19 protein-coding genes and 3 tRNA genes are annotated in these 23,213 nt (G+C 63.2%); 18 read left to right on the top strand and 4 right to left on the bottom strand.

Annotated features, from left to right (window positions below; genetic code table 11):
* Positions 1-9 precede the first annotated feature (9 nt).
* Both ACTIFK_RS04260 and ACTIFK_RS04255 read left to right on the top strand, forming a co-directional pair.
* Positions 10-171: a hypothetical protein gene (locus ACTIFK_RS04260; protein WP_439542071.1), complete on the top strand. Its 162-nt coding sequence runs from the start codon at positions 10-12 to the stop codon at positions 169-171.
* A 183-nt stretch (positions 172-354) separates the two neighbouring features.
* Positions 355-567, top strand: a complete 213-nt coding sequence (locus ACTIFK_RS04255; protein WP_439541802.1) for a hypothetical protein — start codon at positions 355-357, stop codon at positions 565-567.
* A gap of 142 nt (positions 568-709) precedes the next feature.
* Here the strand turns inward: ACTIFK_RS04255 and ACTIFK_RS04250 are convergent, their stop codons facing one another.
* A complete protein-coding gene (locus ACTIFK_RS04250; protein WP_439541801.1) occupies positions 710-1,651 on the bottom strand; it encodes a DMT family transporter in 942 nt (313 codons plus the stop codon).
* Positions 1,652-1,918: 267 nt separating this feature from the next.
* On the opposite strand from ACTIFK_RS04250, the gene ACTIFK_RS04245 reads away from it, so the two are divergent.
* Both ACTIFK_RS04245 and ACTIFK_RS04240 read left to right on the top strand, forming a co-directional pair.
* Positions 1,919-1,993, top strand: a tRNA-Lys gene (locus tag ACTIFK_RS04245).
* Positions 1,994-2,842: 849 nt separating this feature from the next.
* Positions 2,843-4,030, top strand: coding sequence for a trypsin-like peptidase domain-containing protein (locus ACTIFK_RS04240; protein ID WP_439541800.1), 1,188 nt, complete (start codon positions 2,843-2,845; stop codon positions 4,028-4,030).
* 181 nt (positions 4,031-4,211) lie between these two features.
* Here ACTIFK_RS04240 and ACTIFK_RS04235 read toward each other — a convergent pair whose 3' ends face one another.
* Positions 4,212-4,622: a response regulator gene (locus ACTIFK_RS04235; protein WP_439541799.1), complete on the bottom strand. Its 411-nt coding sequence runs from the start codon at positions 4,620-4,622 to the stop codon at positions 4,212-4,214.
* Positions 4,623-4,835: 213 nt separating this feature from the next.
* Here ACTIFK_RS04235 and ACTIFK_RS04230 point away from each other — a divergent pair, with 213 nt between their 5' ends.
* The gene (locus ACTIFK_RS04230; protein WP_439541798.1) at positions 4,836-5,036 is read left to right on the top strand and encodes a hypothetical protein; all 201 of its coding nucleotides are present in this window, start codon (positions 4,836-4,838) and stop codon (positions 5,034-5,036) included.
* 15 nt (positions 5,037-5,051) lie between these two features.
* Here ACTIFK_RS04230 and ACTIFK_RS04225 read toward each other — a convergent pair whose 3' ends face one another.
* Entirely contained in the window at positions 5,052-5,759 is a 708-nt protein-coding gene (locus ACTIFK_RS04225; RefSeq protein ID WP_439541797.1) for a hypothetical protein, read from the bottom strand.
* Between the two features lie 424 nt (positions 5,760-6,183).
* Between ACTIFK_RS04225 and sseA the strand changes: the two genes are divergently transcribed.
* From sseA to ACTIFK_RS04205, 4 genes are all read left to right on the top strand, one after another.
* Positions 6,184-7,047: a 3-mercaptopyruvate sulfurtransferase gene (sseA, locus tag ACTIFK_RS04220; RefSeq protein ID WP_439541796.1), complete on the top strand. Its 864-nt coding sequence runs from the start codon at positions 6,184-6,186 to the stop codon at positions 7,045-7,047.
* Between the two features lie 61 nt (positions 7,048-7,108).
* Positions 7,109-7,798, top strand: a complete 690-nt coding sequence (locus ACTIFK_RS04215) for a vWA domain-containing protein (RefSeq protein ID WP_439541795.1) — start codon at positions 7,109-7,111, stop codon at positions 7,796-7,798.
* Between the two features lie 153 nt (positions 7,799-7,951).
* Positions 7,952-8,167: a CsbD family protein gene (locus ACTIFK_RS04210; protein WP_439541794.1), complete on the top strand. Its 216-nt coding sequence runs from the start codon at positions 7,952-7,954 to the stop codon at positions 8,165-8,167.
* 73 nt (positions 8,168-8,240) lie between these two features.
* The gene (locus tag ACTIFK_RS04205; RefSeq protein WP_439541793.1) at positions 8,241-8,732 is read left to right on the top strand and encodes a YciE/YciF ferroxidase family protein; all 492 of its coding nucleotides are present in this window, start codon (positions 8,241-8,243) and stop codon (positions 8,730-8,732) included.
* A gap of 23 nt (positions 8,733-8,755) precedes the next feature.
* On the opposite strand, the gene ACTIFK_RS04200 is transcribed toward ACTIFK_RS04205, so the two are convergent.
* The gene (locus ACTIFK_RS04200; protein ID WP_439541792.1) at positions 8,756-10,375 is read right to left on the bottom strand and encodes a glucan biosynthesis protein; all 1,620 of its coding nucleotides are present in this window, start codon (positions 10,373-10,375) and stop codon (positions 8,756-8,758) included.
* 293 nt (positions 10,376-10,668) lie between these two features.
* Between ACTIFK_RS04200 and ACTIFK_RS04195 the strand changes: the two genes are divergently transcribed.
* The 9 genes from ACTIFK_RS04195 to ACTIFK_RS04155 all read left to right on the top strand — a co-directional run bounded on the left by ACTIFK_RS04195 (position 10,669) and on the right by ACTIFK_RS04155 (position 23,193).
* The gene (locus ACTIFK_RS04195; RefSeq protein ID WP_439541791.1) at positions 10,669-11,820 is read left to right on the top strand and encodes an efflux RND transporter periplasmic adaptor subunit; all 1,152 of its coding nucleotides are present in this window, start codon (positions 10,669-10,671) and stop codon (positions 11,818-11,820) included.
* Between the two features lie 53 nt (positions 11,821-11,873).
* A complete protein-coding gene (locus ACTIFK_RS04190; protein WP_439541790.1) occupies positions 11,874-15,056 on the top strand; it encodes an efflux RND transporter permease subunit in 3,183 nt (1,060 codons plus the stop codon).
* Between the two features lie 248 nt (positions 15,057-15,304).
* Positions 15,305-15,389: transfer RNA gene (locus ACTIFK_RS04185), tRNA-Leu, on the top strand.
* 98 nt (positions 15,390-15,487) lie between these two features.
* Entirely contained in the window at positions 15,488-16,843 is a 1,356-nt protein-coding gene (gene tig / locus ACTIFK_RS04180) for a trigger factor (protein ID WP_439541789.1), read from the top strand.
* A 185-nt stretch (positions 16,844-17,028) separates the two neighbouring features.
* Positions 17,029-17,676 (top strand): ATP-dependent Clp protease proteolytic subunit, encoded by a 648-nt coding sequence (locus ACTIFK_RS04175; RefSeq protein WP_439541788.1) that lies wholly within the window; start codon positions 17,029-17,031, stop codon positions 17,674-17,676.
* Positions 17,677-18,071: 395 nt separating this feature from the next.
* Positions 18,072-19,325 (top strand): ATP-dependent Clp protease ATP-binding subunit ClpX, encoded by a 1,254-nt coding sequence (clpX, locus tag ACTIFK_RS04170; RefSeq protein WP_439541787.1) that lies wholly within the window; start codon positions 18,072-18,074, stop codon positions 19,323-19,325.
* Positions 19,326-19,731: 406 nt separating this feature from the next.
* Positions 19,732-22,155, top strand: coding sequence for an endopeptidase La (gene lon / locus ACTIFK_RS04165; RefSeq protein WP_439541786.1), 2,424 nt, complete (start codon positions 19,732-19,734; stop codon positions 22,153-22,155).
* 201 nt (positions 22,156-22,356) lie between these two features.
* A complete protein-coding gene (locus ACTIFK_RS04160) occupies positions 22,357-22,761 on the top strand; it encodes an HU family DNA-binding protein (protein ID WP_439541785.1) in 405 nt (134 codons plus the stop codon).
* A gap of 357 nt (positions 22,762-23,118) precedes the next feature.
* Positions 23,119-23,193: transfer RNA gene (locus ACTIFK_RS04155), tRNA-Val, on the top strand.
* The last annotated feature ends 20 nt before the right edge of the window (positions 23,194-23,213 follow it).

Genomic DNA, 23,213 nt, shown 5'->3' with positions numbered 1-23,213 from the left:
CACCACCTGATGCGGTCGGGAGAATATCTGGGCGCGATGATCCTGTCGTGGATCAACACCGTGTTCTACCAGGACCTGATGGCGGGGATGCGCTCGGCTATCGAGGAGGGGCGGTTCGAAGCCTGGGCGGACGAGACCAAGGCGCGTGTGACGCTCGCCAAGGCGGCCTGATCACTAGAATCGTGCTTCTTTATCGGACACTGTCGCTGGCATGGCTGCGCCATGACCGGTGCCCGCTTTTCCGGAAGCACTCATGTGTTTCGCAGAGAACTGCGGGGCCGGGCCGCGACTGTCATAAGCCTCCCAACGAGGCGCCATTCCGGCGCGCTCGGAGCAAACTGGGAGACACATATTATGCGCCGCACTCGCCTCGCCCTGCTGGTCCTTGCCGCTACCGCTCTGTCGCTTCCCGTGGGCGGCGCCCAGGCCGGTTTCTTCACGAGCGTCGCCAAGGGCGCCTTGCAGAACACGGCGCGCCACGCCAAGCAGTCCGCCAAGGATGCCGCGCAGCTCGGCGGGCTCGTTGCCGGTTGCGTTGCGCGCCGCGCTGTCGGCCGCCAGTGTTAAGCCCCGCGCGTCTCGCCTAGAGTCTTTCCGGTTTTGGTTGAATCGCGGAAAGACTCTAGCCCTTTGTTTTATCGTGCTTCTTATCGGACACTGTGGCCAGCACGGCTTCGCCATGACCGGTTTCCACTTTTCCGGAAGCACTCTAGGGCATCGGGGCGGCGTCGGCCATCTCGCGGGCGAGACGGCGTTCGCGCTGCACGAGGTAGACGCCTGAGGCGACGATCAGCGTCGCACCGGCGAGAGTCCAGACGTCCGGCAGGTCGCCGAAGACGGCAAAACCGAACGCGACCATGCTCAAGAGCTGCATGTAGAGGAACGGCGCGATGGCGGATGCAGGCGCCAGGCGGTAGGCGTGCAGGAACAGCCAGTGGCCCGTTCCGCCGAGTACGCCGAGCGACGCCAGCAACACGCAGGACAGGATGTCCGGCGGAGCCTGCCATTCGGCGAAGGCGAACGGCGCGCCCACGAAGGTGCCGACGAACATCGAATAGAAGAGCGTCACGAGCGGCGGGTCGAAGTGGGCCATGTAGCGCGTGAGCAGCATGAAGAGCGCATAGACCGCCATGGCGGCGAAGGCGTAGAGCACGGCCGGCGGTACGGCGCCGAGGCCCGGGCGCACCGCTATGAGGACGCCGATGAAGCCGACGAGAATTGCAATCAGCCTGCGCGCGCCGACCCATTCGCCGAGGAGCGGTCCCGCCAGCAGGGCGACGACCAGCGGCGCGAGGAAGACGATCGTGATCGTCTGATCGAGCCGCAGGTGCTCAAGCGCCAGAAAATTGAAGGCCGTCGTGCCGACCATCAGCACCGAGCGGGCCATCTGCAGGCCGAAGCGGTTGGTGGTGAACAGGGCCTTGGCGGTCATGATGCCGAAGGCCGGCAACAGCACCAGCAGCAGCACGAACTGACCGACGAAGCGCGACCAGACGACCTGCGCGACCGAGAGGCCTTCGCGCGTGACGAGGTATTTGGCGGCGGTGTCGAGGCCGGAGAACAGCACAACCGCGGCCACCATCAAGCCAATGGCCGTGAGGCGGTCGCGCGAAGGGTCTGTGGGGGGATGGATCGGTGAGGCGTCTGTCATGGCACCAGGGGAGCGCACCGGCTGGATGAGGGGCCTCTCTTAGCGCATGGGGCGCGGTTTGGGACGTGGCATTTTTCCGGGAGTGGCAAGTCGTGCGAGCCGCTCTTCCTGAGTTGCCTGAGTTGCGCGGTCCGCGCCCTCTCAGCCGCGCAGTCCCGTGACATCTCGGCTTTGGCGCGCGCCTCGCCTTGACCCGCCGCAGCGCCGCCCTTAGAAAGCGCACTCCATGATTGGCGTCGGCGCGGACATCCCGCGCTCCGCGGCTGTGGGCCGGTAGCTCAGCGGTAGAGCACGTGACTTTTAATCATGGGGTCGAGGGTTCGACTCCCTCCCGGCTCACCAATGTTTTCAACGGGTTGACGTTGAAAACGAAAAAAAGTTCTGGGTTGGTACAAAGCCGGCGTGGGCTTGCGTTGACAACGCATGCCTCAGCGCGGCCGCTGCACCGGCCTGCGGCTCTCTCGTTTTTTCGACGTGTCGATCTGGTTGTCCGCGGCTCGGAGGGTGCGCGGCGAGAGTTTTTGCGACCCGTCGCGGCTGAAAGCTTCGACCGACAGTAGCTCGCCATTTCGCTGCTTCGGCAAGAACTGGGGGGATGGTGTCTTGCGCGACGGAGAAGATTACTGAAATCGGTTTCGTCAGCGTGATCACGACCACACCGCTGGTGTCTCCCGACTGGACATAGTTCCAAGATCGACCAGCCGAAGGCCCGCGCGTCCATTGATCGGGGACACGATACGGCAATAGTTGAGATTGATTTTCGCGGTCTCGACAGCTTCGTCCGCGCGCACGGCGTCGAGCACGCGTATGGCGCGGGGCGCCTGTCTCGCCCTCGGCAGGCTGATGCTCATTCTGCTGCCATTGCTGCATCTCGTTCTCTCTGTCGGCACGTGCCCAAGAAGGGTGCTGTTCGCACAACCGCTGACACCGCTTTTTGAGACGAGGGCACGGTTAAATCCATCGAAGCATTAAACTAGGCGCGCCTGTGCCTGTCTTTCGGCGTCAAAACAGGCGCCTGATCGCGTCTGGCGCTAACCGGAAAATGCTGGCTTACGAAATGGTATTTCCACATCCATGGTTCGGCAACTTGCGTCGCATTACCTTCGATAATGAGAAACTGAGAAACCTTCGCCATGTCGAGGAAAGCGATGCCAGATGTTTAAGGAATCGGTCTTCCCGGCTTCGCCGGTCATGAGCGCCGCCAAGCCGACGGTGATGATTGCGGCCAGCTGTATCGCGTTGAGCACAATCGCGTTCGCCGCAGAACCAGTTACGGCGCAAAACCCGGGTCCTGCGGCAGTCATGTCGCCGACGGTCTTTGGGTTGCCGAACTTCGCCGAACTCGCTGCACGCGTGAAGCCGGCCGTCGTCTCGATCAACGTCGTGCGGATTGGTGTTGCCGAGGAGCCTGACGCCGCGACCGAACCGGACAGCAATCCGCCGGAAGGCATCCCGTTCGATAAATTCTTCAATCGCGGGCCGCAAAACGGTGGCGAGCAGCAAAACCGCGCGGCACCGGGTAAGCAGCGGTCGTTGGTGACCGGTAGCGGGTTCTTCATCACCCCGGACGGCTACGCAGTGACCAACAATCACGTTATTCAAGACGCAAAAAAGGTTGAAGTTATTGGGTACGATGGGAAGCGTTATCCCGCGCGCGTCATTGGTGCCGATCCGAAAACAGACCTGGCGCTGATCAAGGCAGACGGCCGCTCCGACTTTTCATTCGTGAAGCTTGCAGCCGCAAAGCCGCGTGTCGGCGAGTGGGCGATGGCTGTGGGTAATCCGTTCGGCTTCGGCGGAACCGTCACAACTGGAATTGTGTCAGCCGAGGGGCGTGACATCGGCTCAGGCCCATATGACGACTACATCCAGATCGATGCGCCGATCAACAAAGGCAACTCCGGCGGCCCGACATTCAACATGCAGGGAGAAGTGATCGGCGTGAATACGGCGATCTATTCGCCATCCGGCGGCTCGGTCGGGATTGCATTCGATGTTCCCGCTAACCTCGTGTCCAACGTCATTCCGATCCTCCGGGATAAAGGACGCATCGAGCGCGGCTGGCTCGGCGTCGAGATCCAGGACGTGACGCGTGATATCGCCGACAGCGTCGGGCTTAAGGATGAGCGTGGTTCGTTGGTGTCCAACCCGGCCGCCGATGGCCCTGCAGCGAAGGCCGGCTTGCGAAGCGGTGACGTGATACTGACGTTCAACGGAGCGCTCATCAAGAACAGTCATGATCTTGCCCGCCGCGTTGCGGACTCCAAACCCGAGACTTCAGTGTCAATGACCATTTGGCGCCAGGGAAAAGAAAAGCGCGTTCACCTCAAGCTCGAGGATGACGGCAGCAAGACAGTGGCGCTGAATTCGAAAGATTGAGTTGTTGGCCCGATGATTGGGTTTCAATCAAATCAGACTCGGCCGGGTCAAACTCGGCCGGGTTAAAATTGCGCTGGCGAGCGACGCGTTCGTGGCGAGAGACTTGGCGGCCTAAGTGCCGCAATCGGCGTAAACGCAGCCGGCATCCTGGAAACCGCTATTGGCCGTCCGCGGTCAGAGATCAGGCGCCCGATGCGGCGAATTGCGGTCGCCCGCAACCACCTTCCGCAAGCGTCCGATGGAGGCCGCGCGCGAGGACGTCGTGCAATTTTTCGCTCAGCACGTCGAATTCAAACGGTTTGCACACCCACATTTCCTGGCGGAACTCGGCTTCGATGCCGGACTTCTCGCAGGCGGTCGCAAACAGGAACGGAATGCGCCGTTGCCTGAGTTTCTCCGCGACCGGGTAGGCTGCGCCGTCGCGGACTTTGATGTCCAGGATTGCGGCATCCACTTGTAATCGATCGACAATCGCGAGGGCTTCGGACGCGGTGTGGGCGAGCGCGACGACGCTGTGCCCCTGCTGTTCGAGCCAGTCCGCCAGCATCGCGGCGATCAAGGGCTCGTCTTCCAACACAAAGAAACGCGGCATGGCTGCCTCCTAGCTCATGCCGTCGAAACTATGCTATTTCGCTTATTAATCAAGGTGTTAGTGGCGCACAATCCGGACACGACGTTTTCCACGAGTTGACCGTATGCAACCAAATTGCAGCCTCGTGCGTTTTTAGCTAACAAATCTCATATTGGGGTCTTGCTTCGGGTTTTTGAGATGATCAGCAGAGAGAGAGAAGAGCGCCTCCAAATCATGCTGTCGCATGAGGAGTTGAAGGCCATCGACGACTTCAGATTCATGTTCCGGTTACCCAGCCGCGCCGCCGCAATCCGCGAGCTGTTGAAACGGGGCCTCGAGGCGCACGATACAGGGCCGGCGAGCGCGAACTCGCGCTCGAAGGATTTCGGAGTGCTCAAAATCCATAACGGCAGCTCCTTCGAGACGAAGGAGTAGCTGTCTCTGGCAGCGTCAGTTGCGCGCGACAGGAAGGGCGTGAACCCGCGCGGATGCCGCGGATGCCTTGGGCATCGGGATGCCGAGACCCTCGGTCGGCTCGTCAATGCCGTTCATGGTGCGGATGCACACAGTCTTCCAGAGCGCTTTCGTCATGTGGACGTCCTTGTCCCAAAGCGACATGCAATCGGTAAGCGTCGGGCCGCCACCGGCAGTTTCGATCTGGGTCGCGCCGCCGCTCTGCTCGAGGAGGGTGCCGGTATCCGTGGACGGTTCGACGATCGCCGGGGCGGCGGGCGTCGGAGGGATGGTGGTCGGGACCGGTGCAATCCAGGGCGGGTTCGGATCGCCTTGAGTGACCGTTGCGTACGATTCAATCTTGGCTTCGCAATTGACGCTTTCGGCCGTCTCGCATGCGGGCGAGGTTGGGGGAATGTTCAGCGTCGGCGACCCCAAGGCGCCTCCCGTCGCCGCGCCAGGAGACGCCGCGCCAGGAGATGAGGGGATCGATGTCGCGCCGGTGGCCGTGCGCGCGGCTGCTCCTATAGCGGGTGAAGACAGAGAGAGTGAAGACGGCTTGTGCGACAGCGCCGTCGGTATCCCCGGCGATACTCCGACCGAATGAGCCCCTCCGCCTCCCTGGTGAGCAGATGCGGCGCCGGGGCTGACGGCAAGGAGAAGGCCGAGGACGAGACCTGCAGGCAGATGAGTGACGATGGACATGATGCACCTCCGTTGCTCTATCCTTGAGGCCCACCGAGGGCCCTCAAGGAAGATGTGGATGCGATGATGCGACGTCCAAGGGGTGCGGCTGCGTCACGTGCATCCGTAAGGCGGCGCAGCGGTTACATTTTTGTAAGGCGCTCAAGGTCCAAGATATTCATCGGGAGGAGGTTTTCGCTCCTTCCGAGCAGCGTCAGGGACGGCACTTGCGGCCGTCACATGTCGCCATTAGGGTACGGCGCGCTTCGGTGCCCGGGCAGTCGCCCGCGGCGCCCGCCGGCCTCCATCGATCCGCGCGCCAAGCCTTTCAGGCTTCGGTGATCTTGCCTTTCAGGCTATGGCGACGAGGTGGGGCCGCTTCAGGCCAGATAACACGCCGCCGATATAGCGGCCGCATCGCAGACAAGCACTCAGGGAGGATTTCGTGCCGGTGACCGCCAAGAATTGGATCGTCGAGACAGAGTGGCTCGCCGAGCATTTGGATGCGCCGGATCTGATCGTCTTCGACGGCTCCTGGCATCTGCCGAACGCGGGGCGCGATGCGAAAGCCGAATACCTGGCGGAGCACATCCCCGGCGCGCTGTTCTTCGACATCGACGATCTCGTCGACGAGAAATCGCCCCTGCCGCACATGCTGCCGCCGACGCCGAAGTTCGCCTCGCGCATGAAGAAGATGGGCGTGGGCGATGGGATGCGCATCGTGGTTTACGACACGTATGGCCTGTTCTCGGCCGCGCGCGTGTGGTGGACGTTCCGCGCCATGGGGCATCAGGACGTAGCGGTGCTCAATGGCGGCCTCAAGAAGTGGAAGGCCGAGGGCCGGCCGCTCGAGGACATGGCTCCCGTGTCGCGCACCGCGCGCCACTTCACGCCGCTGCAGAACAATTCCCTGCTGCGCGATATCGACGACATGAAGGGCTACGTCGCCGCCGGCAACATGCAGATCGTCGACGCGCGGCCGAAGGCGCGCTTCGAGGGCACGGAGCCCGAGCCGCGGCCGGGCCTGCGCGCGGGGCATATTCCCGGCGCAAAGAACGTCCCGTCGGTGACGATCCTCAATCCGGACGGCACGCTCAAATCCAAGGCCGAGCTGCAAAAGATCTTTGCCGATGTGGGCATCGATCCGCTGAAGCCGGTGGTGACGACGTGCGGATCGGGCGTCACCGCCTCGATGCTGTCGCTGGCGCTGGCGGTGATCGGTCAAACCAACGCGGCCGTCTACGACGGATCGTGGGCCGAATGGGGCCAGGAGGCGCTCGACACGCCGGTGGCGACGGGCCCGGCGTAACAGGACTGGCCTAACGGGGCTTGCCTGAGCGTCCGGGCAGGATCCAGCCGCGGAGTGCGCGATGCGATGCCGGGCCGTTCCTGTTTCTACACTCGCGATCTGCATGGCGCTGTCGGGTGCGGTTGTGGCCGAGACCGGCTCTGAAACCCGGTGTCTCGACGACGCCATGCTTGTGTTCGACGCGTCCGGCTCGATGGCCGGAACGGATATCGACGAGCAGCGTCCCCACATCGCCAAGGTGCGCGAAGCCCTGGACGCGGTTCTGCCCCAGGTGACGCCGCGCCGCGATCTCGGTCTCATCGTGTACGGGCCCGGCCCGCATGAGCGATGCGACAACGTCGAGCTGCGGCTGAAGCCGGGTCCCAACAGCGCGCAAACCATTATGGCCGAGGTGGCTGGCGTCGTCCCGGCGGGGCAGACGCCGATCACGTCTGCGGTGCGCGATGCGGCGGCCGCGCTGGACTTCCGCGCGAAGCCGGCGGTCGTGGTGCTGTTGACGGACGGCGAGGAAACGTGCGGCGGCGACCCGTGCAAGCTTGCCCGTCAGCTTCGTTCCGAGGCCAAGCAGCTCACCATTCACGTGATCCAATTCAAGGTGCCAGGTTCGACGTGGATCGCGAGCGGGACCGGATCGGCCTGCATGGCGGAGGAGACCGGCGGTCTCTCGCTCACCGCACGCAACCGGAAAGAGCTGGTCGACGCGTTGCGGAAGACGCTGACGTGCCCGCTCTTCTCCCAGGCGCCGAAGTGATCTCCGGCGTCCAAGTGATCCCAAACGCCCTTACCGTCGCCGCGCATTGAGCGAAGTGCCGGCAAGCGCCTACTCTCCCCCGGAACCAAGAGAACACTTGAACGTTGATCGCAAACTCGCAACGACGCGGGTGTTTTGTGAGGTTCAAGTCCGATGGGAAGCACGACAGACAAGATCAAAGGTTACGCCAACGAAGCCGCAGGCAACGTCAAGCAGGGCGTGGGTAAGGTTGTCGGCTCCGAGAGGCTGCAAGCTGAAGGCGCGGTGCAAGAGCTCAAGGGCAAGGCGCAGGTCGCCGTGGGCGACGCCAAGGAAGCCGTCAAGGACGGCGCCAACAAGGTCGCCGACAAGATCAACGAAAAACTTTGAGACGCTTTCATTTGCATCAAAGGTCGGTCCCTGACCGGCCTTTTTTTCAATCAGAACGCTGCCGGAGGAAACCATGAAAGTCGAAAAGCTGAGCGACCTGTTCCAGCATACGCTGCAGGACATCTACTACGCCGAAAAGCTCATCGTGAAGTCGCTGCCGAAGATGGCGAAGGCGGCGGACTCATCCGAACTCGCGAAGGCATTCACGGGGCATCTCGAGGAATCCAAGGAGCATGTCGCGCGCCTCGAAGAGGTCTTCGCATCCCTCGAGCTCAAGCCGAAAGCCAGCAAATGCCCCGCCATGGACGGCATTCTCGAAGAGGCGGATTCGTTGATGGAGGAGATCAAGGATCCCGATACGCGCGATGCCGCCATGATCGCTGCCGCACAGGCGGTCGAGCACTACGAGATCACGCGGTATGGCACGCTCATCTCGTGGGCGGACCTGTTGGGTCATAAGAAGGCGTCGCAGATCCTCGGCAAGACCCTCAAGGAAGAGTACGGCGCGGATTCGAAGCTCACCAAGATTGCAGAAAGCCATCTCAACAGCGAGGCGGTTGCCTAGCGCGCGCTGCTGGGCCGCGCCGGTCAGGCTTCCGGGAAGTACTGGAAGACCCATGTTTCGGTAAGCGCGCGATCGTCCTTGCGCAGGAACATGCGGATGTCGACGGGCTCCGTGCCTGTCGCTTCAAGATCGAACAGCGCGCGCCAGCGCTCGCGCTGATCGACCACCGGGTGACAGTAGGCGTTGCTCAGGGTGCCCCGTGAGGGCGTGACCACGATTTCCACGCCGTCTTCGCGACCGATGCCGCGGAAGCTGCTGCCCTGAAAATCGACCACGAACTTGCGCACGCCTTCCGGCCGCTTGTGGCCGGGGCGGCCGCCGATGCCGGTCCAGGTCGCGGTCGCCTTGGCGAGCGCGCGCGGGAAGGGGATGTCGTCGAGCCAGCGCAGCCGGTAGACGTAGCGGCGGCTTTCGCCGGCCTTGAAGGGCGCCTTCGGACACCAATACGCGGCGATGTTGTCGTGGATCTCGTCGTCGGTCGGAATTTCGAGGAGGTGCACCTCGCCCTCACCGAACGGCGTGATCGGCTCCACCCAGACGGAGGCGCGCCGTTCATAGAATACGCTGTCGTCGAGATAGTGCACGAAGTCGCGGTCGCGCTGGAGCAGGCCGAAGCCGCGGATGTCGTTGTCGACGAAGGCGTTGCCCATGACGCGCGGCGGATTGTTGAGCGGGCGCCAGATGCGCTCGCCGGAGCCGGTCCAGATCGCTAGACCGTCGGAGTCGTGGATCTCCGGGCGCCAGTCAACAACTTGGCGACGGCTGGTCTCGCCGTACCAGTACATGCTCGAGAAGGGCGCTATGCCGAGGCGGGTGATATCGCGCCGCGCGAACAGCTTCGCCTCGATCTCCATGTCGATGCGGGCGATGTTGTGGTCGTCGACGTTGCGTTTGGCGGTGATGCGGTAGGCCCCGGTGACGCTCTCGCTGTCGAGGTAGGCGTAGACCGTGAAGACGTGCGCGTCGTTGTCGCCGCTCTCGAGCCAGAAGTCGGTAAAGCGCGGAAACTCCTCGGGCGTCGGCGCGCCGGTGTCGATGGCCAGCCCGCGGGCGGAGAGGCCGTACTGATTGAAGGGACCGGAGGTGCGGAAATAGGACGCGCCGAGGAACGCCAGCCAATCGGTCTTGAGGTCGGGCGCCATGACGCGAAAGCCGGCAAAGCCGACATCGGGCGGCAACTCGCGAGCGGGGTGGCCTTCGGGGGTGTCGAACAGGGCGGAACTGTACAGCACCTCCTGCGCCTCGCCGGCCTGGTACAGATGTACTTTCACGGAGTCGCGAGAATGCTTTCCGAGGTGGAAGAGCTGGACCGGCACGGCGCGGTCCTCATCCAGCATCAGGGTCGCCTCGGGACGGAAGCGGATGGCCTGGTAGGCATCGTAGTCGATGCGGTCGAGGAGGGCGGGCGCGACCGGCTGCGCCGGCTCAAACGGTTGCCCGGCGCGCTCGCGGGCCCGGTCCTCGAGCAGGGTGAACGAAAATTTTTCGGGCGAACCGAGCTTCAAGCCGACTCGTGCTCCTGCCTTGGCGGCGACACTCTCTGCAGATGCCGGTTCGGCCGCTGCAACTTTCAGTGTTGCGGCAAGGCCGGTGGCCGCGACCCCGGACAGGATCTGCCGCCGATCAAATTTCGAGCCCGTCACGATCCAACTCTCTGGTTGCTGCTTATTTGAGCGTCGTCCCCTGTTCCCCGTACCGCACATTGGGGACGCTTGCCAACATCGACCGTGGGCTGCGGTGCGCACCCCTTGGTGGCGCGGCCGCATAAAGTCAAGGTCATGCCGACCACAAACTGTCCTGGCTGATTACGGAGCGCGCCTCTGCCACAGGAGGGTGAAAAGGCGGACGGCGGGCTGGGATTTTGAAGCCGCGACGTATAAAGAATGGGTTTCAGGTCTCGTTCCATCCCGTCTTTCATTTAGTCGAGAGATTTTCAATGCGCCGCTCCCGCGAAGTGCTGGCCACCCTGATCCTAGGCGTGCCGGCAGTTTTCCTGGCCGTCTCTTCGGTGTTCGCCCAGGCGCCCCCCGCGCCGAAAGTGACCGTTGCTCAGCCGATCGCAAAACACATCACGACATGGGACGAATATTCCGGCCGCTTCGAGGCGGTCGAGACCGTGGAGGTTCGTCCGCGCGTTTCGGGCTTCGTCGACAAGGTGCATTTCAAGGACGGGCAGATCGTCAAGGCGGGCGATCAGCTGTTCACGATCGATCCGCGGCCGTTCGAGATCGCGGTCGAGAGCGCGCGCGCCGAGACGGGCCGGGCGAAGGCGACCGTTGCGCTGGCGATGAGCGAGGTGGAGCGGGCGGCGCCCCTCGTGAAATCCGGAGCGGTGACGGAGCGAGACTTCACGCAGCGCAGCGCCAACCTCAGCGTGACCGAAGCGCAGCTGCAGGTCGCGGAAGCCAATCTCAAGAACGCCGAGCTCAACCTCGAATGGACGGTCGTCAAGGCGCCCATCTCGGGGCGGATCTCGGACCGCAAGGTCGACATCGGCAACCTCGTCATCGGCGGGGCGCAGGGGACGACGCTGCTGACGACGATCGTTTCGCTCGATCCCATCCATTTCCTGTTCGACGTGTCGGAGTCTGATTATCTCCGCTACGCGCGCCTTGCGACGTCCGGCAAGAGGGCCTCCTCGCGCGATAACTCCAACCCGGTCCGCATCCGTCTGTCCGACGAGACCGACTGGACGCACGAAGGCGCGATGGATTTCGTCGACAACCAGCTCAACCCGCGGTCGGGCACCATGCGCGGGCGCGCCATCATCGACAACAAGGAGCAGCTGTTCGCGCCGGGCATCTTCGCCCGTCTGCGGTTGTTCGGCGGTGAGGTGGATGCGCTGCTCGTTCCTGACGCGTCGGTCGTGTCCGACCAGATGAAGAAGATGATCTTCGTGGTGGGTGACGACGGCAAGGTGCAGGGCCGCTCGGTGACGCTCGGGCCGCTCTACGAGGGGTTGCGGGTGGTGACGGCCGGCATCGAAGTCAAAGACAAGATCATCATCGACGGCCTTGCCAATCCAATGGTGCGGCCGGGGACGCAGGTCACGGCCGAGGCGGGCGAGATCAAAGCTGCGGCACCTTAGTTCACGGCAGACTTTTTTAGGCGGACTGGGGCAGACGCCCACGGAACACATCCATGCGCTTTTCCCATTTTTTCATCGACCGGCCGATCTTCGCGACCGTGCTGTCCGTGATCCTGACCATCGTCGGCGTGATCGCGGGCGCGTCGCTCCCGATCGCCGAGTATCCCGAGATCGCCCCGCCGACGGTCAACATCTCGGCGAACTATCCGGGCGCTTCGGCGGCCGTGATCGCCGAAACGGTGGCCGCGCCGATCGAGCAGGAGGTCAACGGCGTCGACAACATGCTCTACATCGTGTCGCAGTCGACGGGTGACGGGCGGCTTTCGATCAGCGTGGTGTTCAAGCCGGGGACCAACATCGACCAGGCGCAGGTGCTGGTGCAGAACCGCGTCTCCATCGCCGAGCCGCGGCTGCCGGAGGACGTGCGCCGTCTCGGCCTGACGGTGCTCAAGGCCTCGCCCGACCTGATGATGGTCGTGCACATGATCTCGCCGGACGGCACGCGCGACCAGCAGTACATCTCGAACTACGCCACGCTCTACATCCGCGACCGGCTGGCGCGCATCGACGGCATCGGCGACAGCCGCGTGTTCGGCGCGCGCGACTACTCCATGCGCGTCTGGCTCGATCCGGAGAAGGTGGCCTCGCGCAATCTGACGGCCAGCGAAGTGGTTGCGGCGCTCAGGGCGGCGAACCTGCAGGTGGCTGCGGGCTCGATCAACCAGCCGCCTGCATCCTCGCCCGGTGCGTTCACGCTGTCCGTGCATACGCTCGGGCGCCTGACGACGCCGGAGGAATTCGAGAATATCGTCATCCGCGCCGAGACGAGCGGCGAGGTGGTGCGCGTCAAGGACATCGCGCGCGTCGAGCTCGGCTCGCAGGACTACACCGTCAACGCCTACCTTTCGAACAAGGTGGCGACGGCGGTCGTGCTGTTCCAGCGGCCGGGATCGAATGCGCTCGCGACCGCCGCCGCCGTCAAGGCGGAGATGGAGCTGCTGTCGAAGGATTTCCCGCCGGGCGTCGCCTACACCATCGTCTACAACCCGACGGACTTCATCCGCTATTCGATCGACGCCGTGATCGACACCTTCATCGAGGCGCTGGTGCTGGTGGTGCTCGTCGTCATCCTGTTCCTGCAGACGTGGCGCGCGGCCGTCATTCCGATCATCGCCATTCCGGTGTCGCTGATCGGCGCGTTCATCGTCATGGGCGCGCTCGGGATCTCGTTCAACACGCTGTCGCTGTTCGGCCTAGTGCTGGCCATCGGCATCGTCGTCGACGACGCCATCGTCGTGGTCGAGAACGTGGAGCGAAAGCTGGCCGAGGGGCTGTCGCCTAAGGAGGCGGCGCACCAAACCATGGACGAAGTGGGCGGCGCTCTGATCGCCATCACGGCGACGCTGATCGCGGTGTTCGTGCCGACGGCGTTCATCTCGGGCCTACAAGGCACGTTCTACAAGCAGTTCGCGATCACCATCGCGGCCTCGACGGCGATCTCGTGTTTCGTGTCGCTCACGCTGTCACCGGCGCTGGCGGCGCTGCTGCTCAAGCCGCATGCGCATCACAACGCGCCGAAGAGCCGGTTTTCGAAGATCGTGGGGGCGCCGATCCGCCTGTTCTTCCGCGGCTTCAACGCGATGTTCGAAGGGCTGTCGCATGGGTATGCGGGCGCGACGAGCAAAATGATCCGGCTGCCGCTGATCCTGCTGCTGCTCTACGGCGGCCTGCTGTTTCTCACCTACAATCGACTGGCGAGCACGCCGACCGGCCTGATCCCGCAGCTCGACCGGACGTATTTCATCACCGCCTTCCAGCTTCCGCCGGGCTCGACGCTCGACCGGACGGATGCGGTGGTGCGCAAGGCGTCCGAGCTGATGCTGACGCGGCCCGGCGTCTCGGACGCCGTCGCCTTCGCAGGCTTCGACGGCGCGACTTTCACCAACGCGCCGAACACGGCCGTGATCTTCGTGCGGCTCGACACGTTCGAGGACCGCATCAAGGAGGGCATCACCAAGGATCAGATCCTGGGCGATCTGCGCCAGCAGATGTCGACCATCAAGGAGGCTTTCGCATTCGTGATCGAGCCGCCTTCGGTGCCGGGCATCGGCACGGGCGGCGGTCTCAAGGGGTATGTGCAGGATCGCGCCGGGCGCGGCTATCCGGCGCTCGAGGGCGCGGCGTGGGCCGTCGCGGGCGGGGCTGGGCAGGTGCCGGGCATCGTACAGCCGTTCACGCTCTTCAACACGCGCACGCCGCAGATCTGGGCCGACATCGACCGCACGAAGGCCGAGCAGCTCGGTGTGCCGATCGGGCGCGTGTTCGAGGCGCTGTCGATCTACATGGGCTCGGCGTTCGTCAACGACTTCAACATTCTCGGCCGCACCTACCGGGTGACCGCGCAGGCCGACAATCCGTTCCGCGAAACGCTGCGCGATGTCGCGAACCTGAAGACGCGGAGCGACTCGGGCGAGATGGTGCCGCTCGGCTCGGTGGCGACGTTCTCGGATACGACGGGTCCCTATCGCGTGCCGCGCTACAACCTGTTTCCGGCGGCGGAAGTGCAGGTGGGCCTTGCGCGCGGATTCTCGTCCGGGCAGGGCATCGCCTCCATCGAGCACATCGTCGAGACGGGACTGCCGTCCGGCTTCGGCTTCGAGTGGACCGAGATCGCGCTGCAGGAAAAGCTTGCGGGCAGCACGGCGGTGGTCGCATTCGGGCTCGCGGTGGTGTTCGTGTTCCTGGTGCTGGCCGCGCTCTACGAGAGCTGGCTGTTGCCGCTGGCGGTCATCCTGATCGTGCCGATGTGCATCCTGGCGGCGATGATCGGTGTCAACATCGCAGGGCTGGATCGCAACATCCTGGTCGAGATCGGGCTCGTGGTGCTGGTCGGGCTCGCGGCCAAGAACGCGATCCTGATCGTGGAGTTCGCCAAGCAGGCGGAGGACCACGGGATGAGCCGTTATGACGCTGCGGTCAGCGCGGCGCGGACGCGGCTCAGGCCGATCCTCATGACCTCGCTTGCGTTCATCCTCGGCGTGGTGCCGCTGGTGCTCGCGACGGGCGCGGGCGCGGAAATGCGTCAATCGCTCGGCACGGCGGTGTTCTCCGGCATGCTCGGCGTGACGCTGTTCGGCCTGATCTTCACGCCCGTGTTCTACGTGCTGACGAGCAGGCTGGCGGGACGGGGGGCGCCGGCGCGTGCGGGTGAACCCGGGGCTGAGGTGGTGGAGTAGGGGGCTTTGCTCCGCTCTCGATACTGGCGGGCGGAGAATGCCTTGATCTTCCGGGGGCCCCGCGAGTATATGGTGCCCATCCTGGCGCGGCCTGACGGCCCGAACGGGGCCGGCTTCCTCTTTCTTTGCTGGTCCATCCGGGCCGGGGCGTGCCTGTCCCGGCGTGCGGTCGCCGTGCCTTAACGAATTGAATTAAAAGCGGGATTTGTGCCCAGCCGATGCAGGCGCACGGTCCCGGTCAAGAAAATGCGGGCGTGGCGGAATTGGTAGACGCACTGGATTTAGGTTCCAGCGGCGCAAGTCGTGGGGGTTCAAGTCCCTCCGCCCGCACCAGGGACCACTGGGACTGACCCGTCGGCTGACGGGTTCAGCAATTCGCCTCTCGCGGGAGGCGCAGGATTATTCGAGCGAAGCGAAGGCAGCAGGACGTCATGCAGGTTACGGAAACGAGTTCGGAAGGCCTCAAGCGCAAGCTCAAGGTCGTGGTCGGTGCAGATGAGCTTGGCGAGCGCTACACGGCGCATCTCGACAAGATCAAGGACCAGGTGCAGCTCAAGGGCTTCCGCAAGGGCAAGGTTCCGATCGCGCACATCAAGAAGGTCTATGGCCGCTCGGTCATGAACGATGTGCTGCAGGAGACGATCCGCGAGACGAGCAGCAAGGCCATCAAGGACCGCCAGGAGCGTCCGGCGATGATGCCCGACATCTCGCTCGGCGAAAACGCAGCCGAGATCGAGAACGTCGTCGCGGGCAAGGCCGACCTTGCCTACGAGATGAGCTTCGAGGTGCTGCCCGAGGTGAAGCTCGCCGATTTCAAGTCGCTGAAGCTCGAACGCCTCGTGTCCGAAGTCGAAGACGAGCAGCTCCAGAAGGCGCTGGCCGAGATCGCGGAGCGTAACCAGACGTTCGCTGCCGAAGAGGGACGGGCCGTTGAAGAGGGCGACCGCGCCACCATCGATTTCAAGGGCACGATCGACGGCGTCGAATTCGAGCGCGGCTCGGGCGAAAACCTGCAGCTCGTGATCGGCAACGCCAACTTCATTCCCGGCTTCGAGGAAGGCCTCAAGGGCGCGAAGAAGGGCGAGAGCCGCGACGTGAAGGGCATCTTCCCGGCCGAGTATCCGGTGGCCGAGCTGGCCGGCAAGGAAGCCGTGTTCGCCGTCACCGTGAAAGACGTCGAGAAGCCCGTTAAGAGCGAGATGAACGACGAGTTCGCCAAGTCGCTCGGCACGGAAGGCATCGACCAGCTGAAGAGCCTCGTGTCGGCCCAGATCCAGCGCGAGCTGGACCAGGCCTCGCGCATGAAGCTCAAGCGCGAACTGCTGGACGCGCTCGAGAAGGCGCACACGTTCGAGCTGCCGCCGACGCTGGTCGAGCGCGAGTTCGAAGCGATCTGGAAGCAAGTCACGGACGGCCTGCAGCGCGACAACAAGACGTTCGCCGACGAAGGCAAGACCGAGGACGAGGCGAAGACCGAATACCGCGCCATCGCGGAACGTCGCGTGCGGCTCGGCCTGGTGGTCGGCGAGATCGGCGACAAGAACAAGATCGAAGTGACGCAGGACGAACTGCGGCGCGCGCTCATGGAGCAGGCCCGCCAGTTCCCCGGCCAGGAAAAGAACGTCTACGAATACTTCGAGAAGACGCCGGGCGCGATCCAGGAGCTCCGGGCGCCGATCTTCGAGGACAAGGTGATCGATTTCGTTCTCGAACTGGTCAAGCCCGCCGAGAAGAAGGTCTCTCGCCAGGAGCTGTTCGACAGTCTTGAGAAAGCGACGGAAGCCTAGGGCTGAGCTGCCCTTTTGCCGTCCAGTGAGGCGCGCTTCAACCGCGCGCCTCGCCGGCGCTTGCGGCAAGGGGCTTGAAGTGGCGCGTCGCTATGCTGATTTGATGTCTCGCCTGCCGGTCGATTCGGAGGCTCGAGGCCGCGGCCCAAAGCCGGGTGCGGTCAATCCAAGGAGCAAATACTCACATGCGCGATCCCGTCGCCACTCTCACCGGTTCTTTCTGGCCCATGGTCGTCGAGCAGACGGCGCGCGGTGAGCGCGGCTACGACCTGCCCTCGCGTCTTCTCAAGGAACGCATCATCTTCGTGACGGGTCCGGTCGAAGATCACATGGCTGCGTCCATCTGCATGCAGCTTCTCTTCCTCGAGGCCGAAAACCCGAAGAAAGAGATCTCGATGTACATCAACTCGCCCGGCGGCGTGGTCACGGCCGGCATGGCGATCTACGACACGATGCAGTTCGTGAAGCCGCCGATTGCGACGCTGTGCATCGGCCAGGCCGCCTCGATGGGCTCGCTGCTGCTGACGGCCGGCACCAAGGACATGCGCTACGCGCTGCCGAACGCCCGGATCATGGTCCACCAGCCTTCAGGCGGGTTCTCCGGCCAGGCTTCCGACATCGAGCGGCACGCCGAAGACATCATCAAGATGAAGCGCCGCTTGAACGAAGTGTATGTCAAGCATACCGGTCAACCGTATGAGAAGATCGAGAAGACTCTTGATCGCGATTACTTCCTGACCGCTGAAGAGGCCAAGGAATTCGGCCTTATCGACAAGGTGCTTAACCAGCGCGACGATGCCGATATCAAAATCGGCGACGGCAAGCCGGCTTAAAACCCGGCGTTGTTGGAACGTTCGGCCCGCGGTGTGCCGTAGGGTCGCATTACGTTCTATACCCGTCCTCCCAGCACGCCTTTTGATATGCTGGGTCAAACCCGCCGCGTGGCCGCATTGGGGCCACGCAAGGTTGGCAGGTTAGGCTGGTCATTCGGTCCGACAGGCAACCTTGGCAAGCTCCCGTCAAGGCTGTGGTAATCGGGCCGAAAGGTACGTCCGGGCTTGGATAGACATTAATCGAATCTTGATCTCGGGAACGCTAGCGTGCTGAGATCGGGTTTAGCGGTTTTATGTCATCGCTGCGGATCGGCTGTGACGCTTTCGTAAGGCTCAACAGAGTCTCGTATTTTCGCAAATACCGGCACATCCCGGCTGCGGGTGAGAGAAACAGAATGGCTCAGGAAAAGAACACCCTTTACTGCTCGTTCTGCGGCAAAAGTCAGCATGAGGTCCGGAAGCTTATCGCCGGCCCGACCGTGTTCATCTGCGATGAATGCGTCGAGCTGTGCATGGATATCATCCGCGAAGAGAACAAAAATACGCTGGTCAAGTCGCGCGACGGCGTGCCGACGCCGCAGGAAATCTGCACGGTGCTCGACTCGTACGTCATCGGTCAGTTCCATGCGAAGCGCGTGCTGTCGGTCGCGGTTCACAATCACTACAAGCGCCTCAACCACGCGGCGAAGAACAACGACGTCGAACTGGCCAAGTCCAACATCCTGCTCGTCGGCCCTACCGGCTGCGGCAAGACGCTGCTGGCGCAGACGCTCGCGCGCATCCTCGACGTGCCGTTCACGATGGCGGACGCAACGACGCTCACCGAAGCGGGCTATGTCGGCGAGGACGTCGAGAACATCATCCTGAAGCTCCTGCAGAACGCCGACTACAACGTCGAGCGGGCGCAGCGCGGCATCGTTTATATCGACGAAATCGATAAGATCAGCCGCAAGTCCGACAACCCGTCCATCACGCGCGACGTGTCGGGTGAAGGCGTGCAGCAGGCGTTGCTCAAGATCATGGAAGGCACGGTTGCATCCGTGCCGCCGCAGGGTGGCCGCAAGCATCCGCAGCAGGAGTTCCTGCAGGTCGATACGTCGAACATCCTGTTCATCTGCGGCGGCGCATTCGCGGGTCTCGAAAAGATCATCGCGCGGCGCGGCAAGGGCACGTCGATCGGCTTCGGCGCCAAGGTGCTGGGTCCCGACGAGCGCCGCACCGGCGAGGTGCTGCGCGAAGTCGAGCCCGAGGACCTGCTGAAGTTCGGCTTGATCCCGGAATTCATCGGCCGCTTGCCGGTGATCGCGACGCTCGAGGATCTCGACGAACCGGCGCTCGTGCAGATCCTGTCCGAGCCCAAGAACGCGCTCGTGAAGCAGTATCAGCGCCTGTTCGAGATGGAAGACGTGAAGCTCACGCTGACCGTCGATGCGCTGAAAGCGATCTCGCGCAAGGCGATCGAGCGCAAGACCGGTGCACGCGGGCTGCGGTCCATCATGGAAGGCATCCTGCTCGAGACGATGTTCGACCTGCCGGCGCTGAAGGGCGTCGAAGAGGTCGTGATCGGACCGGAAGTGGTCGAGGGCGGCGCGCGTCCGCTTCGGATCTACTCCGACCGGGCCGAGGAAAAGGGTTCGACGGCGTCCTAACGGACGCCGCGGGCCGCGACGACCCGCAGCTGCGCTTTGGCGGGGAGCCCCGGCCAAGGCTATGTGCGCGGAGCACTAAGCGAACGGCACTTTTCTGCCTTCGAGCATTTGAAGCTTAGCTCGCGAAGCCGCCGAACGATCGGCTCCACGGTTCCGGGCACGGCTCATCCGCGGCGACATTGGCGATGCTCAGCCGCGGCTGAAGTGCGTCATTGATAAGGCAGGGGACCGTCCCCATCTTTGTTGACGACGCCGACTTTCGACCATTTCCTACCCAGCGAACTTGAACACAGATGGCACGTGGGTTTCCCGCTTTCGGCCATAATGAAGCGGGTCCCGACAGTTAAGGTGGGCTTGCGAGGCTGATGGCAGGCAGCGCGGCACAACGCTAAACGGGTGACGATAAATGACCGACGAAAAGCAGACAAAAGACAAAGCCGCAGCCAAGGACCACTATCCGGTTCTTCCGCTGCGCGACATTGTCGTTTTCCCTTACATGATCGTGCCGCTTTTCGTTGGCCGCGAAAAATCCATCAACGCGCTCGAAGAGGTGATGCGCGCCGACAAGCACATCCTGCTTGCCGCGCAGAAGAACGCCGGTGACGACGACCCGGCGACGGACGCGATCTATCAGGTGGGTACGCTCGCCTCGGTGCTTCAGCTTCTGAAGCTTCCCGACGGCACCGTGAAGGTGCTCGTCGAAGGCACCGCGCGCGCCAAGGTGCTGCGCTACACCGACAACCCGAACTACTTCGAAGCCGAAGTGGAGCGCATCCCCGAGACGATCGGGACGAAGGGCGAGATCGAAGCGCTGGCGCGTTCGGCCGTGTCGCAGTTCGAAAACTACGTCAAGCTCAACAAGAAGATCTCGCCGGAGGTGCTCGGCACCGTGGCGCAGATCGAGGACTACTCGAAGCTCGCCGACACGGTGGCCTCGCATCTCGCGGTCAAGATCGCGGACAAGCAGGACGTGCTCGAGACGACGGTCGTGTCCGACCGTCTCGAGAAGGTCTACACGCTCATGGAGAGCGAGATCTCCGTGCTGCAGGTGGAGCGCAAGATCCGCTCGCGCGTGAAGCGCCAGATGGAGAAGACGCAGCGCGAGTACTATTTGAATGAGCAGATGAAGGCCATTCAGAAGGAACTCGGCGACACCGAAGAGCGCGACGACATCGCGGAGTTCGAAGAGAAGATCGAGAACACCAAGCTGTCGAAGGAAGCCAAGGACAAGGCGACTGCGGAGCTGAAGAAGCTCAAGCAGATGAGCCCGATGTCGGCTGAAGCGACGGTGGTGCGCAACTACCTCGATTGGCTGCTCTCGATTCCGTGGGGCATCAAGGGCAAGGTCAAGAAGGACATCGCTGAAGCGCAGGCCGTGCTCGACGCCGAGCATTACGGTCTCGAGAAGGTCAAGGAGCGCATCCTCGAATATCTCGCGGTGCAGGCGCGTACGAACAAGCTCAAGGGGCCCATCCTCTGCCTCGTCGGTCCGCCCGGCGTGGGCAAGACGTCGCTTGGCAAGTCGATCGCGAACGCCACGGGACGCGAGTTCGTGCGCATGAGCCTCGGTGGCGTGCGCGACGAAGCGGAGATCCGCGGCCATCGGCGCACCTACATCGGTTCGATGCCCGGCAAGGTCATCCAGTCGATGAAGAAGGCCAAGCGGACCAACCCGCTGTTCCTCTTGGACGAGATCGACAAGATGGGTCAGGACTTCCGCGGCGATCCCGCGGCAGCTCTGCTCGAAGTGCTCGATCCGGAGCAGAACGCCTCGTTCAACGATCACTATCTCGAGGTCGATTACGATCTTTCGAACGTGATGTTCGTGACGACGGCCAACACGCTCAACATCCCGCCGGCCCTCATGGACCGCATGGAGATCATCCGTCTCGCCGGTTACACGGAAGACGAGAAGGTTGAGATCGCCAAGCGCCATCTCCTCACGGAGCAGCGTCAGGCGCATGGCCTGGAGCAGGCGGAGTGGAACGTCGAAGATGGGGCTCTCATGGAGCTCATCCGTCGCTACACGCGTGAAGCCGGCGTGCGCTCGCTCGAGCGCGAAATCGCCAAGCTTGCGCGCAAGGCGGTGAAGGAGCTGCTGACGTCGGAGAAGAAGGCGATCACGGTCACGGCCGAGAACGTCGGCGATTATCTCGGCGTGCCGAAGTACCGGTATGGCGAAGCGGAGCTGGAAGACCAGGTCGGCATCGTCACGGGGCTGGCGTGGACCGAGGTCGGCGGCGAGCTGCTGACGATCGAAGGCGTGCTGATGCCCGGCAAGGGCAAGATGACCGTCACCGGCAACCTGCGCGACGTGATGAAGGAATCGATCCAGGCCGCGAACGCCTACGTGCGCTCGCGTTCCATCGAGTTCGGCATTCATCCGTCGCTGTTCGACAAGAAGGACATCCACGTGCACGTGCCGGAAGGCGCGACGCCGAAGGATGGTCCGTCTGCGGGTGTTGCGATGGCGACGGCGATCATCTCGATCCTCACCGGCATTCCGGTGCGCAAGGATGTCGCCATGACCGGCGAAATCACATTGCGCGGACGCGTGCTGCCGATCGGCGGTCTCAAGGAGAAACTGCTCGCGGCCTTGCGCGGCGGTATCAAGACCGTTCTGATCCCCGAGGAGAACGTGAAGGATCTCGCGGATATTCCGGAAGAGGTGAAGAAGAAGCTCGAGCTTATTCCGGTCGCGCGCATGGAGGACGTGGTGAAGGCCGCGCTCGTCCGTGTGCCGGATCCGATCCAGATCGACGAGCAGGCGGAAGCGGCGGCTGTCGCGGCCGATGGCGCCGAGGGCACGCCGCGCATCACCGCGCACTAGCGTGTCATGGTTCGGCAGCCTCCGTCAGGCTGCCGAAACTCACTGTCGGGACGTTACCGAAGCGAGCGGCAAACGAGGTTTACACACCTCCGAGCCGCTCGCTTTTTATCGTTTTGAAACAGGCGTCGGGGCGGTATTGCACTGGTTTGGGTTGACTGTTTTTTACCCTGTTTTTTAAGGCGCGCAGGGTCGTTTTGCCCCTTGACGAGGCCCGTATTTCGGGGCTTTTGTGCGCCCACTAGCGCTGATCGTTCGAGATTTCGGCGCGCGCCAGCGGCGTTCCCCAGCCATTCTGGACAATCGAAAATAATTCCCAGTCACGAGGACGTAGAAATGAGCAAGAAAGATTTGATCGACGCTGTTGCCAAGGAATGCGAGCTGACGAAGGAGAAGGCAGGTACGGCGGTCGATGCAGCGCTGGCGCACATCCGCAACTCGCTCAAGAACGGCGACGAAGTGCGCATCCCCGATTTCGGAACGTTCAAGGTCGCCAGCCGCAAGGCACGCGAGGGCCGCAATCCCGCTACCGGCGCCACGATCAAGATCCCCGCTTCGCGCGTCGCCAAGTTCACGCCGTCGAAGGGCCTCAAGGACGCGCTGAACTAAATCTCGGCGCCGCGCGCGTTTGCGCGTGGGACGGCTTACATCGAATACAGGGAGCGCCGTGGCCATGCCGCGGCGCTTTTTTTGTTTTTAGTGACACAAGCTGAGCGAAGCTTTGCTGCCAGGGGCGTGGTGCTGTGTGGAGGACCGCGGCACTGGCCGCGAGCGCCCTTGGCGCCGGGGCGCTTCGCGCCGCGTTGGTGACACAGAAACTCACGCGGGTTCTTGCTGTCTGTCGCAAGTTGCGAGAAGCGTGGTAGTCGATCGCCTCGGGCCGCGGTGGCGCCGACCAACGGGCGCGACAGATGTGTGTCAGGTGAGCTTGCAGTCGGAGCCTTAGGCCGGTAAGGAGTGCGTGTCGGGCGATTAGCTCAGCGGTAGAGCGCCTCGTTTACACCGAGGATGTCGGAGGTTCGATCCCTTCATCGCCCACCACTCTTTCTAGTGACACAAGC

The sequence above is a fragment of the Hyphomicrobium sp. genome, assembly GCF_051860585.1.
Taxonomy (GTDB): domain Bacteria; phylum Pseudomonadota; class Alphaproteobacteria; order Rhizobiales; family Hyphomicrobiaceae; genus Hyphomicrobium_C.
This window is presented reverse-complemented; position numbering and strand designations above follow the sequence as displayed.